This is a genomic window from Agrobacterium sp. S7/73, assembly GCF_019355535.1.
In the GTDB taxonomy this organism is placed as follows: domain Bacteria; phylum Pseudomonadota; class Alphaproteobacteria; order Rhizobiales; family Rhizobiaceae; genus Agrobacterium; species Agrobacterium tumefaciens.
In genome coordinates this window covers 1,670,548-1,684,974 of sequence record NZ_CP072137.1, presented here as the reverse complement: position 1 = coordinate 1,684,974, position 14,427 = coordinate 1,670,548, and the positions used below count along the sequence as shown (strand labels likewise).

Genomic DNA, 14,427 nt, shown 5'->3' with positions numbered 1-14,427 from the left:
GATGGCGGTGCTCATGAACGACCTCACTGAAACGGCAAAACCGCCGAAGGCCCGCTCGCCCCTGCGCGCGATTGGCGGTCCGCTGCTCATCATCATCGCCGCCATCGCCGGTTACTTCCTGTTTCCGGATAATCTGGCGCTGTTGACGCGCATCATCGCGATAGCGCTTCTCGTGCTCTCCATCGATCTCGTTACCGGCTATTGCGGCGTGGCGACACTTGGCCATGCGGCCCTGTTCGGTGCCGGCGCCTATGCCGCCGGCATTGCCGCTGCCCACTACGGTATCACGGACCCGCTTCTCATGACCCACATCGGCGCAGCAGTGGGCGGCATCGCGGGATTGCTGTCCGGCACCGTTCTGTTGCGCGCGCACGGCCTGCCGCAACTGGTGCTGTCCATCGCCGTCGTCCATCTTTTTCACGAGGCGGCCAACAAGGCGTCGGACTGGACGGGCGGCAGCGACGGGCTTGCCGGCGTCTCGCCCGATGCGCTGTTCGGCACCTTCGAATTCGATCTTTACGGCCGCACCGCCTATATCTACGGCGTCTGCCTGCTGCTTCTGGTTTTTCTGGCACTTCGCGTCGTCGTCAATTCGCCCTTCGGCATGCTGTGTCGCGGCGTCAAGCAGGACAGCATCCGCATTCAGGCCATGGGCGGTTCGGTCAATGGCACGATTTTGAAGATGTTCGTGATATCAGGCATCGTCGCCGGAATCGGCGGCGCGCTGAACGCCATCTCCACGCAGGTGGTCGGCCTCGACAGCCTCAGCTTCACGCTGTCTGCCGAAGCGCTGGTCATGCTGGTTCTCGGTGGCGCGGGCTCGCTTTATGGCGCGCTGATCGGCACCGTCACCTTCATGTGGTTCGAAGACGTCGTTTCCGCCGCCAATCCGTTCCACTGGCTCACAATCGTAGGCCTGCTTCTGATCGCCGTCGTGCTGTTTGCGCCGCGCGGCCTTTATGGCGCGGGCGAACAGATCATCGCGCGCCTGCGGGGAGATCGCAAATGAGCGCCATTTTCGAAGTTTCCGGCCTGCAGAAAAATTTCGGCGGTCTCGTCGTTACCAACAATGTCTCGCTGTCGCTTTCGCCCGGAGATCGCACCGTGCTGATCGGCCCCAACGGCGCCGGCAAGACCACCTTCGTCAACCTCGTTACCGGAAACATCAAGCCCTCCGCCGGAACCGTGCGGATTGCCGGAGAAGACGTGACGGGGCTCAGCGCCAGTCAGCGCGTGAAGCGCGGACTTGTCCGCTCGTTTCAGGTGACGCGGCTGTTCCAGGACATGACGCCGGAGGAACATGTCGCACTCGCCATTCTGCAAAGGGAAGGCAGGACGGGCCGGATTTTCGGCCGTTACCGCTCCATGCCAACGGTGATGAGCGAGGCGCGCGACATTCTCGGAACGCTTGGCCTGCTTGCCATCGCCGAAACCCGCGTCCGTGAAATCGCCTATGGCCAGCAGCGGCTGATCGAGATCGCGCTTGCCATGGCGCTCAGGCCCAAAATCCTGCTGCTTGATGAACCTGCCGCCGGCGTTCCCTCGACGGAAACGGCGCGTATCGAACAGGCGCTCGATCGCCTGCCCGCCGACCTCGCCATATTGATGATCGAACACGACATGGATCTGGTCTTCCGTTTCGCCAGACGTGTGGTCGTGCTCGCCGCAGGCGCCGTCATATTCGACGGTTCGCCTGGCGAAGTCACCAGCAACGCAGAAGTCCGCCAAGCCTATCTCGGAAGTTACGCCAATGCCCGCAGCGCCGCTTGAAATCGCCAACCTGACCGCCGGTTACGGCCCCACCCGTGTCATCGAGGGTCTGTCGCTCTCCGTTCCCGCCGGTTCGCGTTTCGCGGTGCTCGGACGTAACGGCGTTGGCAAGACAAGCCTGTTTGCCACGCTTGCCGGGCAGACGAAACGATTTGCCGGTGATATCCATCTCGGCGGGCAGGACATCACCGCCCTGCCAAGTGCTGCCCGCGCCCTCGCCGGTCTCGGTTACGTGCCGCAAACCCGCGATGTCTTTCCGACACTCACAGTCGAAGAAAACCTCTTCGTCGGCCTCAAGGGCCGGCCGAAATCGGCCATCGAGGAAGCCTACACGCTGTTTCCGCGCCTGAAGGAAAGACGCCGCAATCTCGGCTCGCAACTCTCCGGTGGCGAGCAGCAGATGCTTTCCACCGCCCGCACCATCCTCGGCCAGCCGCAGGTGCTGCTTCTCGATGAACCCCTCGAAGGTCTCGCCCCTGTTATCTGCGAGGAACTGATGGCGGCCTTCTCGAAACTCGCGCAATCGGGCGAAATGACCATTCTTCTCATCGAACAGCGCATCCAGATGGCCATCGACTTCGCCGACCACGCCATCATCATGGAACGCGGCCGCATCGTCTGGTCAGGACCGTCCGACGATCTTGCGGCGAACCCGGATATTGTTGATACGCATCTTGGTGTGGGTGGATTGCACTGACCCAAAAGCGTCAATCATCCCCTCTTCGTCGTTCCGGCCTCGAGCCGGAATGACGAAAGTTAACCCGATCACACACCGCAACAAACCCCGATCCCGCTTCATTGATCCGTTCGTAAAAAACACAATGGAATAAAAATTCCATTGCAGTTAAAGTGCACACGATTTCAATCTGCACAAAGGAACGACAATGACGGCAATCGATGCGCCAGACTCCGTGAAGGCTTTTGAGGAGCGGTTGCTCCAGGTCGCGGAAGGCCTGCCGAAACGATTACGTCAATGTGCGGATTATGTCGCGTCCAATCAGGATCGCATTGCCGTTTCCACCGTCGCCGAAATGGCAGAAGGTGCCGGCGTGCAGCCGTCTGCATTCATGCGCTTTTGCCAGATCATGGGTTTTTCCGGCTTTTCGGAGATGCAGCGCCTGTTTCGCGATTCCTATGTCGGCGGCTGGCCGGATTATGCGACCCGGCTGGACCACCTGCGCGAAAAAGGCGACGAGAGCGCGTCGGGCCTGTTGGCGGAGTTCGTGGAGGCTGGCCGTTCTTCATTGGAAATGCTGCTGAAATCGGTCGATACACGGCAGCTTGACGAGGCGGTCTCGGCGCTGGCACAGGCGCGCACCGTGCATATCATCGGTTTGCGGCGCTCCTTCCCCATTGCCAGTTACCTCGCTTACGCCTTCGAGAAAATGAAGGTACCTGCGGTTTTGCACAGCGCCGTCGGTGGCCTTGGCAATCTAAGCGCCATCTCCCGCGATGACGCGCTGATTGCGATCACTTTCTCCCCCTATTCGGCGGAAACGCTGGAATTGGCCGAGATGGCCCGCGCCAACGGCATTCCCGTTGTCGCCATGTCCGATTCGGCCGTCAATCCGCTGCGCAAGTCCGGCGCGACGCTGCTCACGGTAACGGAAATCGATTTTGGTGCATTCCGCTCGCTTTCCGCCACGCTCTGTCTCGCCATCACACTCGCTGTCGCTGTGGGAACGCGCAAAACAGCCTGAATATTTTTATTGAAAACATAAAAAATAGAATTTATGATCCAAATTCATGAAACGGGCATTCCATAATTGTCCGTCTCGTGAATGCACCCGAAGGTGGTGAGACAGAAAGTGGGCGGAGGAGGCCCACTGGCATCAGGCTCCCTCAATGCGGGGTCCGAAGGAGGAAGCTTTTGAAAAAACTTGACCTTATCACGATCGGGCGCTCGTCGGTCGACCTTTATGGTTCGCAGGTCGGCGGCCGGCTGGAGGACATGGCCTCCTTTGCCAAATATATTGGCGGCTCCCCCACCAATATTGCGGCCGGCGCTGCGCGGCTCGGCCTTGCCAGCGCCGTCATCACCCGCGTTGGTGACGAGCATATGGGCCGCTTCATCCGTGAACAGCTGGTGCGCGAAGGCGTGGACGTACGCGGCGTGAAAACCGACCCGGAGCGGTTGACGGCGCTGGTGCTTCTCGGCATTCGCGACCAGAACCAGTTTCCGCTGATTTTCTATCGCGAGAACTGTGCCGACATGGCGCTCAGCGAAGACGACATCGATCCCGCCTTTATTGCCGAAGCAGGCTGTGTCTGCGCCACCGGCACGCATCTGTCGCATCCGAAGACGGAAGCGGCCGTGCTGAAGGCGCTGACACTTGCCCGCGAAAACGGTGCGAGAACAGCGCTCGACATCGACTATCGACCCAATCTCTGGGGTGTTGCCGGCCATGGCGATGGCGAAAGCCGCTTCGTGGAATCGCAGAAGGTCACCGCCAAACTGCAATCCACCCTGCATCTCTTCGATCTGATTGTAGGCACGGAAGAAGAATTCCACATTGCCGGCGGCTCGACCGATACGCTGGCCGCACTGAACGCCGTACGCAAGGTGTCGAACGCGACGCTGGTGTGCAAGCGTGGCCCGATGGGTGCTTCGGTTTTCGCCGGCGAAATTCCGGCAAGCCTGGACGATGGCGAGACGGGCGAAGGTTTCCCGATCGAGGTCTTCAATGTTCTCGGCGCGGGCGATGGTTTCATGGCCGGGCTTTTCCGTGGCTGGCTGCGCGGCGAGGACTGGCCGACGACACTGAAATACGCCAATGCCTGTGGCGCCTTTGCCGTTTCCCGCCACGGCTGCACTCCCGCCTATCCGAGTTGGGAAGAGCTGCAATATTTCTTCAAGGCCGGCATCCGCAACAAGGCGCTGCGCAAGGACGAGGCGCTGGAACAGGTGCATTGGTCAACCAATCGCAAGGGCGAATGGGACACCATGCGCGTCTTCGCCTTCGACCATCGCATGCAACTGGAAGCGATCGCCGACGAACTCGGCATTAAACATGAGCGCATCGGCGCCTTCAAGAAGCTCTGCCTCGAGGCCGCGCAAACGGTCGCCGGTGGCAAGGCGGGTTACGGCATTCTCTGCGATGGCCGCCTCGGACGCGATGCGCTTTTCGCAGCCAGCGGCTCCGGTCTGTGGATCGGCCGGCCGGTGGAATGGCCGGGTTCGCGCCCGCTGACGCTGGAACCGGAACTCGGCAAGGATTTCGGCGGGCTTTCCGAATGGCCGCTGGAAAATGTCGTCAAGGTTCTGTGCTTCTATCACCCGGATGATACCGACGAAATGCGCGCCGCGCAGGAGGAGACGGTGATGCGTCTGTTCCAGGCGACACGCCGCAACCGGTTGGAAATGCTGCTCGAGGTCATTCCCTCCAAGGTCGGCCCGACCGACGATCTGACCGCCGCGCGCATCATCGAACGCTTCTACGAGATCGGCGTTTATCCCGACTGGTGGAAACTGGAGCCGATGAAAACCAGAGCCGCCTGGAAAAATGCCTGCGACGCCGTGCATCGCAACGATCCTTACGTGCGCGGCATCGTCGTTCTTGGTCTAGACGCACCGCAAAGCGAGCTGGAGGAGAGCTTCCGCCTTGCCGCCGGTTTCGATCTGGTCAAAGGTTTCGCGGTTGGCCGCACGATTTTCGCCGACGCCGCGCGGGGTTGGCTCGGTGGCAAGATCACCGATGAGGAAGCGGTGAAGGACATGGCGCAGCGCTATACCAGCCTGTGCCGCATATGGGATGAGGCGCGCGCCAAAAAGGGAGAGGCAGCGTGAAGACAATCAGATTGACGGCTGCGCAGGCTATGGTTCGTTACCTCGCCGCGCAGATGAATGAGCATGGCGAGACCTATATTGCCGGTGTCTGGGCCATCTTCGGCCATGGCAATGTCGCCGGCATCGGCGAGGCGCTTTATGGCATTCGCGAGGAACTGCCGACCTATCGCGGCCAGAACGAGCAATCCATGGCGCATGCGGCGATTGCCTATTCCAAGCAGCTGCGTCGCCGGCGGGCAATGGCGGTCACCTCCTCTATCGGCCCCGGTGCTGCCAACATGGTAACAGCGGCAGCGCTCGCCCATGTCAACCGCCTGCCGGTTCTTCTCATCCCCGGCGATGTCTTCGCCAATCGCGGTCCCGACCCCGTGCTCCAGCAGCTGGAGGATTTCGGCGACGGCACGATGACGGTGAATGACTGCTTCCGCCCGGTTAGCCGTTATTTCGACCGTATCATGCGCCCGGAACAATTGCTGACCGCCCTTCCCCGCGCCATGCGCACCATGACGGACCCTGCCGATTGCGGCCCGGTAACGCTTGCCTTCTGCCAGGACGTGCAGGCGGAAGCTTATGATTATCCCGTCAGCTTCTTTGAAAAGCGCGTCTGGCGGCAACGCCGCCCGGAACCGGATGTGGTGGAATTCGAAGAGGCCGTCGCCGCGCTGAAGGCTGCGAAGAACCCCGTCATCGTTGCCGGCGGGGGTGTGCATTTTTCCGGCGCCACCGAAACGCTGAAGCGTTTTGCGGAAACCCATTCCATTCCGGTCGTCGAAACGCAGGCCGGCAAATCGGCACTGGCGTGGGATCACGATCTCAATTTCGGCCCGGTCGGCGTCACGGGTGCCGAAAGCGCCAATATCATAAGCGAGAAAGCCGATCTGGTGTTCGGCGTCGGCACCCGCTTTCAGGACTTTACCACCGGTTCATGGGCGCTGTTCAAGAACCCGGACCGCAAGATCCTCGCCCTCAACGTGCAGCCCTATGACAGCGCCAAACACGATGCGATCAGCCTGACGGCGGATGCGAAGATCGGTCTCGAAAAACTGTCGGCCGCCCTTGGCAGCCACCGCTTCACGGCACCGGATGCCAAGCTCAAGGCCGCATGGTTCGAGAAGGCCGATGCCGATACGGCGGCACCGGGTGAGGAAAACGCCAACAGCCTGCCCACCGACATGCAGGTGATCGGCGCCGTGCAGCGCCAGTCGCGCGACAATACCGTCGTCATGTGTGCAGCGGGCACCATGCCGGGTGAACTGCATCAGTTGTGGAAATCCAAGCTGCCGCTTTCCTATCACATGGAATACGGCTTCTCCTGCATGGGCTATGAGGTTGCCGGCGGCCTCGGCATCAAGATGGCGGAACCGGACCGGGACGTGATCGTCATGGTCGGCGACGGCTCCTATATGATGATGAATTCCGAGCTTGCGACATCGGTTGCCATGGGCGTCAAAATCACCCTCGTCATCACCGATAACAGGGGTTACGGCTGCATCAACCGGCTGCAAATGGAAACCGGCGGCGCGGAGTTCAACAACCTCTACGCCCACACTAACGTCAACCCCATCGCCATCGACTTCGTCGCCCATGCCGGCTCTATGGGCGCGGATGCGCGCAAGGTTTCCACCATCGCCGAGTTGGAAGCGGCGCTTGCGGCCGCTCGCGAATCCAGCCGCACGACTGTCATCGTCATCGATACCGACCCTTATCCGACCCCGCAGGCCGGTGGCCACTGGTGGGATGTGGCGGTACCCGAAGTTTCCGACCGGGCCGAAATCGGACCGGCGCGCGCGCGCTACGAAAACCATATCAAGGAAAGACAGTAAGATGATCCGTTACGGAACCAACCCGATTGCCTGGTCCAACGACGACGACCGCACGCTGGGCGCCCATATCAGCCTTGAACAATGCCTCGACGAAACCGCCAAGATCGGCTTCGACGGCATCGAGAAGGGCCACAAGTTCCCGACTGACCCGGAAGGCCTGAAGGGTGTGCTTGCGCCGCGTAGCCTTTCCTTCGTCTCCGGCTGGCATTCGCTGAACCTTCTGACCGACAACATCGAATCCGAAAAGAAGGCCATGCAGCCGGCGCTCGATCTGCTGAAAGCCATGGGCTCGAAAGTCATCATCGTCTGCGAGACCTCGAACGCCGTTCACGGTGCCGACGACACGGCGCTGGTTGACCGTCCTCGCCTTGCGGCCGAGGACTGGGCGAAGTTCGGCGCGGGTGTGGAGGCGCTGGCGGCCTATGCTGCCGAACAGGGCATCACCCTCGTCTACCATCACCACATGGGAACCGTGGTCGAGAGCGAAGACGAAATCGACCTTCTGATGAAGCATACCGGGCCGAAGACCCATCTGCTGCTCGATACCGGCCATTGCCTGTTCGGCGGCGGAGATCCCGTGCGCGTCGCGCAGAAATACATGCACCGCGTCGGCCATATCCACGCCAAGAACGTGCGGCCGGTGATTGCCGATCAGGTTCGGAACGAGCGGCTTTCCTTCCTCGAAGGCGTTCGCCGCGGCGTGTTCACCGTGCCGGGTGACAGCGAAGGCGGCGTAAACTTCCCGCCGGTTCTGAAAATTGCCGCCGAGCACAATTACAGCGGTTGGCTGGTCATCGAGGCCGAACAAGACCCGGATGTGCGCAACCCCTTCGAATATCAGAGCCTCGGCCTGAAATCGCTGAAGGCTTTTGCGCATGAGGCCGGACTGGACAAGGCTCAGGCGGCTTGAGGCCCATTACTCCCTCATCCCTGTGACAAGCACAGGGATGAGGGAAACGCGGGAATAGCCGCCCGATAAATTGAACGACTGACCAAAAAGGAACACCACCATGACCTCACTTCTGCGCAAGCCGGTCGCGACAAGCGGCAAGGTGCACGACATCACGCCCCAAAGCGCGGATTGGGGTTATGTCGGTTTCGGCCTTTATCGTCTGAAGCCCGGTGAAACCGCAGCCGAGAAGACTGGCGATACGGAAGTCATTCTGGTGCTTGTCGAAGGCAAGGCGAAGATTTCCGCCGGGGGCAAGGAGTTCGGTGAACTCGGCGACCGCATGAACGTGTTCGAGCGCAAGCCGCCGCACTGCGTTTATGTCCCCGCCGGCTCCGAATGGTCGCTGACGGCCACAACGGATTGCACCGTCGGTGTCTGCACCGCACCGGGTGAAAAAGGTAGCCGCGAAGCGCAACAGATCGGTCCCGATGGCGTGCAACTGACCGAGCGCGGCAAAGGCGCCAATACGCGTTACATTTTCCCCATCGCCATGGAAGAACGCGATGTCGCCGATAGTCTCCTGGTGACGGAAGTGTTCACCCCGTCGGGCAACTGGTCGTCCTATCCGCCACACCGGCATGACGAAGACAATTACCCCGATATGACCTATCTGGAAGAGACCTATTATCACCGTCTCAACCCGGCACAGGGTTTCGGTTTCCAACGCGTTTTCACCGAGGATGGGTCGCTGGACGAGACCATGGCTGTAGCGGATGGCGATGTCGTGCTGGTTCCCAAGGGACACCACCCCTGCGGCGCGCCTTATGGCTACGAAATGTATTATCTGAACGTGATGGCCGGGCCGATGCGCAAATGGCGCTTCAAGAACCACCCCGATCACGACTGGATTTTCAAGCGCGACAATCCCTGAGGCATGCCAGCGTCCACGGCACCCTCCTCATCCCTGTGCCTGTCACAGGAATGAGGGGCGAGGAAGGTCCGCGTCGCGATTGCCGTAGAGAAAAAAGCAATCGAACGTATTGATTTCATCGTAATGATTTAGGGGAGAAGAGACCATGGCCGCTCTTGGCGTTGGCCTTATTGGCACGGGTTACATGGGCAAGTGCCACGCTTTAGCGTGGAACAACGTCACCAGCGTTTTCGGCGATGTGGAGCGTCCACGACTGGTCACACTGGCAGAGGTCAATCCCGAGCTTGCGGCGAAGAAAGCTGCCGAGTTCGGTTTCGCCCGCTCGACCGGCGACTGGCGCGATCTGCTTGCCGACCCTGAAATCGATGTGATCTCGGTCACCACACCCAATGCCTTTCACCCCGAAATGGCGATTGCCGCACTTGATGCCGGCAAACACGTCTGGTGCGAAAAGCCGATGGCGCCTGCCTTCACGGATGCCGTGAAGATGCGCGATGCGGCCCGCCGATCGGGCAAGGCGGCGGCCATGGGCTACAACTACATCCAGAACCCTGTCATCCGCCATATGCGCCGCCTTATCGACGAAGGCGCGATCGGCAATGTCTACCATGTCCGTGCGGAAATGGATGAGGACTTCATGGCGGATGCCACCCAGCCCTTCTACTGGAAGAGCGAAGCCTCCTCCGGCTATGGCGCGCTGGATGATTTCGCTGTTCATCCGCTGTCACTTCTGTTTTCCCTTTTCGGCCATGCCGAAAGCGCGATCACCGATATGGTGAAGCCTTACGAGACGCGGCCGCTAAGTGGCGGCGGCGAGCGCGCTGTGGAAACGCATGATCTTGCCAGCGTGCTTCTGAAGCTCGAAGGCGGCATTTCGGCGGTGCTGATCGCCAACCGCTCGGCCTGGGGCCGCAAGGGCCGTATCGCCATCCAGATTTACGGCTCCACCGGCTCGATCCTTTTCGACCAGGAGCGGATGAACGAATTCCAGCTCTACACCACGGACGGGCGCCCGGAGGAGCAGGGTTTCAGAACCGTTCTCGCCGCCCCTCACCACAAGCCGTATGACCGCTTCATCCCCGCCCCCGGCCACGGGCTCGGCTTCAACGATCTGAAGGTGATCGAGTGCCGGGAACTGATCGCGGCCATCGAGGGCAAGACGGCGCATATCATCGACTTCGAGGAAGGCCTGAAGATCGAGCGCAGCATTCATGCCATGGCCCGGTCCTTCTCCGAGGGACGATGGGTCGCGACGAGTGAGATTGCGGAATAGGCAGAGGCGGGGTTAGCGCGGAACTTTGCCTCTTTCGTCATGCCCGGGCCTGTCCCGAGCATCTGCAACCGATTGATTTAACGCTACCTGGTTGAATCCTCGGGACAAGCCCGAGGATGACGGCGGAGAGGTGTTATCCCTTAACCGGCGTTTCCGGCACCGGCGTCAGCACCTTGCCATCCCTAAACCAGCCGAGAATATTGTCGGCCACCAGATCGGCCATCGCGTTGCGCGTCGGGATGGACGCAGAGGCGACGTGCGGCAGCAGGGAAACGTTCGGCAGTGACAGGAACGCTTCCGGCACCTTCGGTTCGGCGTAGAACACATCGAGACCGGCAGCACCCACCGCACCGCTCTTGAGGGCCTGCAAAAGCGCATCCTCATCGACGCTGGAGCCGCGTCCGACATTGATGAACACGCCCTGCGGACCAAGTGCCGAGAGGATTTCCGCGTTGATCGCCTTGTGCGTTTCAGGGGTGCCGGGCACGATGCAGATCAGCGTGTCGACAGCCTGCGCCATCTCCTTTAGCGAACCGTAATAGGTATAGGGCAGGCCATCGCGCTTGCTGCGGGTATGATAGCCGATCTCCACCTTGAATGGCTCCAGCCGCTTGGCAATTTCCTGGCCAATGCGGCCCATGCCGAACAGGCCGACCTTGCGGCCGCGCAGGGAAAACGGCGAAAGCGCGAAGGGCCCTTCGCCAACCCATTTACCCTCACGCAGCCAGGTTTCGGCCTGATAGAGACGGCGAACCGTGTTGATCAGCAGCGCAATCGTCGTGTCCGCAACTTCGTCGTTCAGCACGTCGGGCGTATTGGTCACCACGATCCCGCGCGTGGCGGCATGTTTGGCATCAACGCCATCATAACCGACGCCGAAATTGGCAATGATCTCTAGTTTCGGCAGCGCATCGATCCATTTGGCGTTGACGACGCCTGAAACGGCGATGGCATTAATGCGCTCAGCCGCGCCATCAGGCAGAACCGGCTCAGCACCGGCGGGCACTGTCACGATCTCGACCTTACCTTCGAGGCGTTCGAGCACGCGCGGGTTGATCTTGCCGGGAACGAGAACGACGGCTTGTCTGTCAGACATGGGTGGATATTCCTCCTGATTGCATTCCGATATCGTCAGAGCGGATTCATGGGCGAACCACTCGCCATCCCGCTCTTCTGGGCCGCGATCTTTTCAAACAACAGCGGCCGTGAAAAGGGCAATAAGGGGAAGCTATGGGGGCAGACGGAAGTTTCATGCCGTTTTTTTACGCGCCCGCCTCCGTCATGCCGGACTTCAGGCGCGCGTCGGCGGGGCGCAAAGAGTCTTTCCAGCTCAAGGGCTTGAGCTGGCTGGCTTTAGGCTGAAGGCCGGAATGACGAAAGAGAGAGAAACGCTGCTCAAACCCTCGGACGCACCGGCCCTGTCGACTGGCGGATGCGCATTTCCGGCTTGATGAGGTGCACGCCATCCGGCTCGTGGCTGCCCGCCAGCCTGTCCAGAAGCGCGCGCGCCGCAAGGCGCCCCACCTCGGCCTGTCCGTTGGACACCGTGGTCAGCGCCGGCGTGGCGATGGCCGCCTCCTCCAGATCGTCGTAACCCGTCACGGAAATATCCACGCCCGCCACCAGTCCGGCGCGCGAAATTCCGTTCATCAGGCCGATGGCGACCAGATCGTTCCAGCAGACGGCAGCGGTGGGCTTCTGCGGCAGCGACAGGAAATGCACTGCGGCCTCGAAACCGCCCTGCTTGGAGCGTGGGCCGGGAATACGCAGGTTCGGATCGACCTCGATTCCCGCCTTGCGCAGCGCGTTGACATAACCCTGATAACGATCGCGGCCGGTCGAGGTCTGGTCGGTACCACCAACCATGGCGATGGTGCGATGGCCAAGACTGATCAGATGATTGGTCGCAAGCGAAATGCCATAGCTGTCATCGCCGCGATAGGTCGGCATGTCGACGCCCTCGAGCGAGCGGGCCACCAGAATGGCGGGCATGCCGTTTTCCTCAGCCAGCGTCATGTCCTCGATCGGCGTGCCGATGGCGGGCGACATGATGATACCATCAGAACCTAGTTGCAGCAGCGTTTCGATGAAGGTGCGCTGTTTTTCAACCGAATCATAATGGTTGGACAGAATGAAGGTCTGGCGGCTGCGATCCAGCTCGGTTTCGATGGCCTTGAGAATTTCACCATAAAACGGGTTCATCACATCGTGGAACACCACGCCTATGATGCCGGAGCGCGAGGTGCGCAGGCTGGCGGCCCGGCGGTTGTAGATGTAACCGAGCGCCCGTGCCTGTTCCTTGATCTTGTCGCGGGTGTCAGAGGCGACCAGCGGACTGTCGCGCAATGCAAGGGAGATGGTGGCAGTCGATAGACCGAGGCTTTCGGCGATTGTCGACAGTTTGATCTTTTGTGCCACGGCATTTCTCCCCAAACCCATGTCATTGACAGACGTTTCTGTTTAAATCGCAATTAAACAATTTAAACAAAATCCGCAACCGGTTTAAGGAATATCAACAAAAAGACAGTGGTTTTTAAAAACTCAACAAATTATTGAAGGTTGGTATCGATCACCTTGAGAAGTTTAACCACCGTCCTGATGTCCTTGGCCGAAAGCCCCTCAATCGCCCGCGCACCGCAATTTGCGATGGAGACGTTGATATGTTCGACGCTTTTCAGGCCTGTCTCCGTCAGTTTCACCAGTGTTACGCGGCCATCCTCGTCATCGCCGCTGCGCTCCACGAAGCCCTGGGCTTCCATGCGGCCGATGGTTCGCGTCATGGTCGGCGCCTTGACACCAAGTTTCTGGGCGATCTGCCCAGGCGTGAGGCTGCCTTCCTGCGCCAACGCCAGAATAACGCCGTCCTGCCCGGCATAAAGGCCGCTTTCGGCAAGGCTGTGGCTCAACGCCGTGCGCATGGAACGGGCGGCCTGGGTGATGGATTGCGCCAGTTCCTCAGGGTTGAAATTCTCATCCCTCTTTTTGGCGTCCTTTACTTTCTTGGTGCCCTTGTCCTTTTTGGCGCCCTTGTCCTTATGCCCAGTTTTGTCCTTGCTCATATGCGAGTGCCTTTTACCCTGTGGCGGAACCGATATATGTTGCTGGAAATCCTTACCGAATGCACGCGCGGACTGCCAGATGCCAAACTCATACACGCATTATCACGACGAAAACGTAACAGACCCTCATCTTCGCGCAACAGGTGCAATTTCAGTGCTGCCGCTCGGTGCGCACGAACAGCACGGGCCGCACCTGCCCTTCGAGACAGACACGCTGATTGCGGCGGGCATTGTCTCCCGTTTGGCTGCTGTTTTGCCCGCCGGTCTGCCGGTCTCCTTCCTGCCGGTGGAGCCCGTTGGATATTCCATCGAGCACATGAATGTGCCGGGCACGAAGTCGTTGCGTTACGATGAGGCCGTTGAGCGCTGGCTCGACATTGCTAAGGCCGAATATGAAAAAGGCGTGCGCAAATTCGTGATGTTGAACGCCCATGGCGGCAATTCGCCATTGATGACCATCGTCGCCACCGAGGCGCGCGCCCGCTTCGGTATGCTGGCGGTCGCCACCAGCTGGACTCGTTTCGGCGTGCCGGCGGATATCGTGAAGCCTGAAGACAAGGCGATCGATATCCATGGTGGCGATATCGAGACGTCGGTCATGCTGGCGCTTTGCCCGGAGCGGGTGGCGATGGAAAAAGCCGCCAACTTCCCCTCCCGCCAGAGCGATTTCGCCAGCCGTTTCAGGCATCTGCGTGCCTATGGTCCACACGCTTTCGGTTGGCTGATGAGCGACCTGAACCCTGATGGCGTTGCCGGAAACGCCGCTGCCGCTTCAGCCGAGAAGGGCGAAAGGATCATTTCCCATGCCGTTTCGGGCCTTGTCGAACTGCTTGAAGACGTCCACGCTTTTGACATAACGTTATTTCATAACAAAATTTGAAAAACTGCGCCG

13 protein-coding genes are annotated in these 14,427 nt (G+C 60.2%); 10 read left to right on the top strand and 3 right to left on the bottom strand.

Annotated elements, in window-relative coordinates:
- Position 1 precedes the first annotated feature (1 nt).
- The 9 genes from J5276_RS22660 (at position 2) to J5276_RS22620 (ending at position 10,476) form a co-directional block, all read left to right on the top strand.
- Positions 2 to 1,009 (top strand): branched-chain amino acid ABC transporter permease, encoded by a 1,008-nt coding sequence (locus J5276_RS22660; RefSeq protein ID WP_174012338.1) that lies wholly within the window; start codon positions 2 to 4, stop codon positions 1,007 to 1,009.
- The gene (locus J5276_RS22655) at positions 1,006 to 1,770 is read left to right on the top strand and encodes an ABC transporter ATP-binding protein (protein WP_112154169.1); all 765 of its coding nucleotides are present in this window, start codon (positions 1,006 to 1,008) and stop codon (positions 1,768 to 1,770) included. The genes J5276_RS22660 and J5276_RS22655 overlap by 4 nt, the downstream gene beginning before the upstream one ends.
- Entirely contained in the window at positions 1,751 to 2,467 is a 717-nt protein-coding gene (locus J5276_RS22650) for an ABC transporter ATP-binding protein (protein ID WP_004430985.1), read from the top strand. The genes J5276_RS22655 and J5276_RS22650 overlap by 20 nt, the downstream gene beginning before the upstream one ends.
- 187 nt (positions 2,468 to 2,654) lie before the next feature.
- On the top strand, positions 2,655 to 3,470 hold the full coding sequence (locus tag J5276_RS22645; protein WP_004430982.1) for a MurR/RpiR family transcriptional regulator: 816 nt from the start codon (positions 2,655 to 2,657) through the stop codon (positions 3,468 to 3,470).
- Positions 3,471 to 3,640: 170 nt separating this feature from the next.
- Positions 3,641 to 5,557 carry a 5-dehydro-2-deoxygluconokinase gene (iolC, locus tag J5276_RS22640; protein WP_174012336.1) on the top strand — a complete coding sequence of 639 codons (1,917 nt, stop codon included), beginning with the start codon at positions 3,641 to 3,643 and terminating at the stop codon, positions 5,555 to 5,557.
- Positions 5,554 to 7,380, top strand: coding sequence for a 3D-(3,5/4)-trihydroxycyclohexane-1,2-dione acylhydrolase (decyclizing) (gene iolD, locus J5276_RS22635; RefSeq protein WP_035200203.1), 1,827 nt, complete (start codon positions 5,554 to 5,556; stop codon positions 7,378 to 7,380). Before iolC ends, iolD begins: the two co-directional genes overlap by 4 nt.
- Position 7,381: 1 nt before the next feature.
- The gene (iolE, locus tag J5276_RS22630) at positions 7,382 to 8,290 is read left to right on the top strand and encodes a myo-inosose-2 dehydratase (protein ID WP_174012334.1); all 909 of its coding nucleotides are present in this window, start codon (positions 7,382 to 7,384) and stop codon (positions 8,288 to 8,290) included.
- 100 nt (positions 8,291 to 8,390) lie between these two features.
- Entirely contained in the window at positions 8,391 to 9,203 is an 813-nt protein-coding gene (gene iolB, locus J5276_RS22625) for a 5-deoxy-glucuronate isomerase (RefSeq protein WP_013762346.1), read from the top strand.
- 145 nt (positions 9,204 to 9,348) lie between these two features.
- Complete coding sequence (locus J5276_RS22620) at positions 9,349 to 10,476, top strand: Gfo/Idh/MocA family protein (protein ID WP_174012332.1); 1,128 nt, start codon at positions 9,349 to 9,351, stop codon at positions 10,474 to 10,476.
- A 133-nt stretch (positions 10,477 to 10,609) separates the two neighbouring features.
- Here the strand turns inward: J5276_RS22620 and J5276_RS22615 are convergent, their stop codons facing one another.
- The 3 genes from J5276_RS22615 to J5276_RS22605 all read right to left on the bottom strand — a co-directional run bounded on the left by J5276_RS22615 (position 10,610) and on the right by J5276_RS22605 (position 13,535).
- On the bottom strand, positions 10,610 to 11,572 hold the full coding sequence (locus tag J5276_RS22615) for a 2-hydroxyacid dehydrogenase (protein WP_013762344.1): 963 nt from the start codon (positions 11,570 to 11,572) through the stop codon (positions 10,610 to 10,612).
- 299 nt (positions 11,573 to 11,871) lie between these two features.
- Positions 11,872 to 12,894 carry a LacI family DNA-binding transcriptional regulator gene (locus tag J5276_RS22610; protein WP_004430963.1) on the bottom strand — a complete coding sequence of 341 codons (1,023 nt, stop codon included), beginning with the start codon at positions 12,892 to 12,894 and terminating at the stop codon, positions 11,872 to 11,874.
- 131 nt (positions 12,895 to 13,025) lie between these two features.
- The gene (locus J5276_RS22605; RefSeq protein WP_004430960.1) at positions 13,026 to 13,535 is read right to left on the bottom strand and encodes a MarR family winged helix-turn-helix transcriptional regulator; all 510 of its coding nucleotides are present in this window, start codon (positions 13,533 to 13,535) and stop codon (positions 13,026 to 13,028) included.
- A 79-nt stretch (positions 13,536 to 13,614) separates the two neighbouring features.
- Here J5276_RS22605 and J5276_RS22600 point away from each other — a divergent pair, with 79 nt between their 5' ends.
- Positions 13,615 to 14,415 carry a creatininase family protein gene (locus tag J5276_RS22600; protein ID WP_174012330.1) on the top strand — a complete coding sequence of 267 codons (801 nt, stop codon included), beginning with the start codon at positions 13,615 to 13,617 and terminating at the stop codon, positions 14,413 to 14,415.
- Positions 14,416 to 14,427: the final 12 nt, after the last annotated feature.

Bases quoted from the DNA above. Each gene is read 5' to 3' on its own strand.
- J5276_RS22660 (WP_174012338.1), top strand. From the start codon at position 2: ATGGCGGTGCTCATGAACGACCTCACTGAAACGGCAAAACCGCCGAAG.
- J5276_RS22655 (WP_112154169.1), top strand. From the start codon at position 1,006: ATGAGCGCCATTTTCGAAGTTTCCGGCCTGCAGAAAAATTTCGGCGGT.
- J5276_RS22650 (WP_004430985.1), top strand. From the start codon at position 1,751: ATGCCCGCAGCGCCGCTTGAAATCGCCAACCTGACCGCCGGTTACGGC.
- J5276_RS22645 (WP_004430982.1), top strand. From the start codon at position 2,655: ATGACGGCAATCGATGCGCCAGACTCCGTGAAGGCTTTTGAGGAGCGG.
- iolE (WP_174012334.1), top strand. From the start codon at position 7,382: ATGATCCGTTACGGAACCAACCCGATTGCCTGGTCCAACGACGACGAC.
- iolB (WP_013762346.1), top strand. From the start codon at position 8,391: ATGACCTCACTTCTGCGCAAGCCGGTCGCGACAAGCGGCAAGGTGCAC.
- J5276_RS22620 (WP_174012332.1), top strand. From the start codon at position 9,349: ATGGCCGCTCTTGGCGTTGGCCTTATTGGCACGGGTTACATGGGCAAG.
- J5276_RS22615 (WP_013762344.1), bottom strand. From the start codon at position 11,572: ATGTCTGACAGACAAGCCGTCGTTCTCGTTCCCGGCAAGATCAACCCG.
- J5276_RS22605 (WP_004430960.1), bottom strand. From the start codon at position 13,535: ATGAGCAAGGACAAAACTGGGCATAAGGACAAGGGCGCCAAAAAGGAC.
- J5276_RS22600 (WP_174012330.1), top strand. From the start codon at position 13,615: ATGCCAAACTCATACACGCATTATCACGACGAAAACGTAACAGACCCT.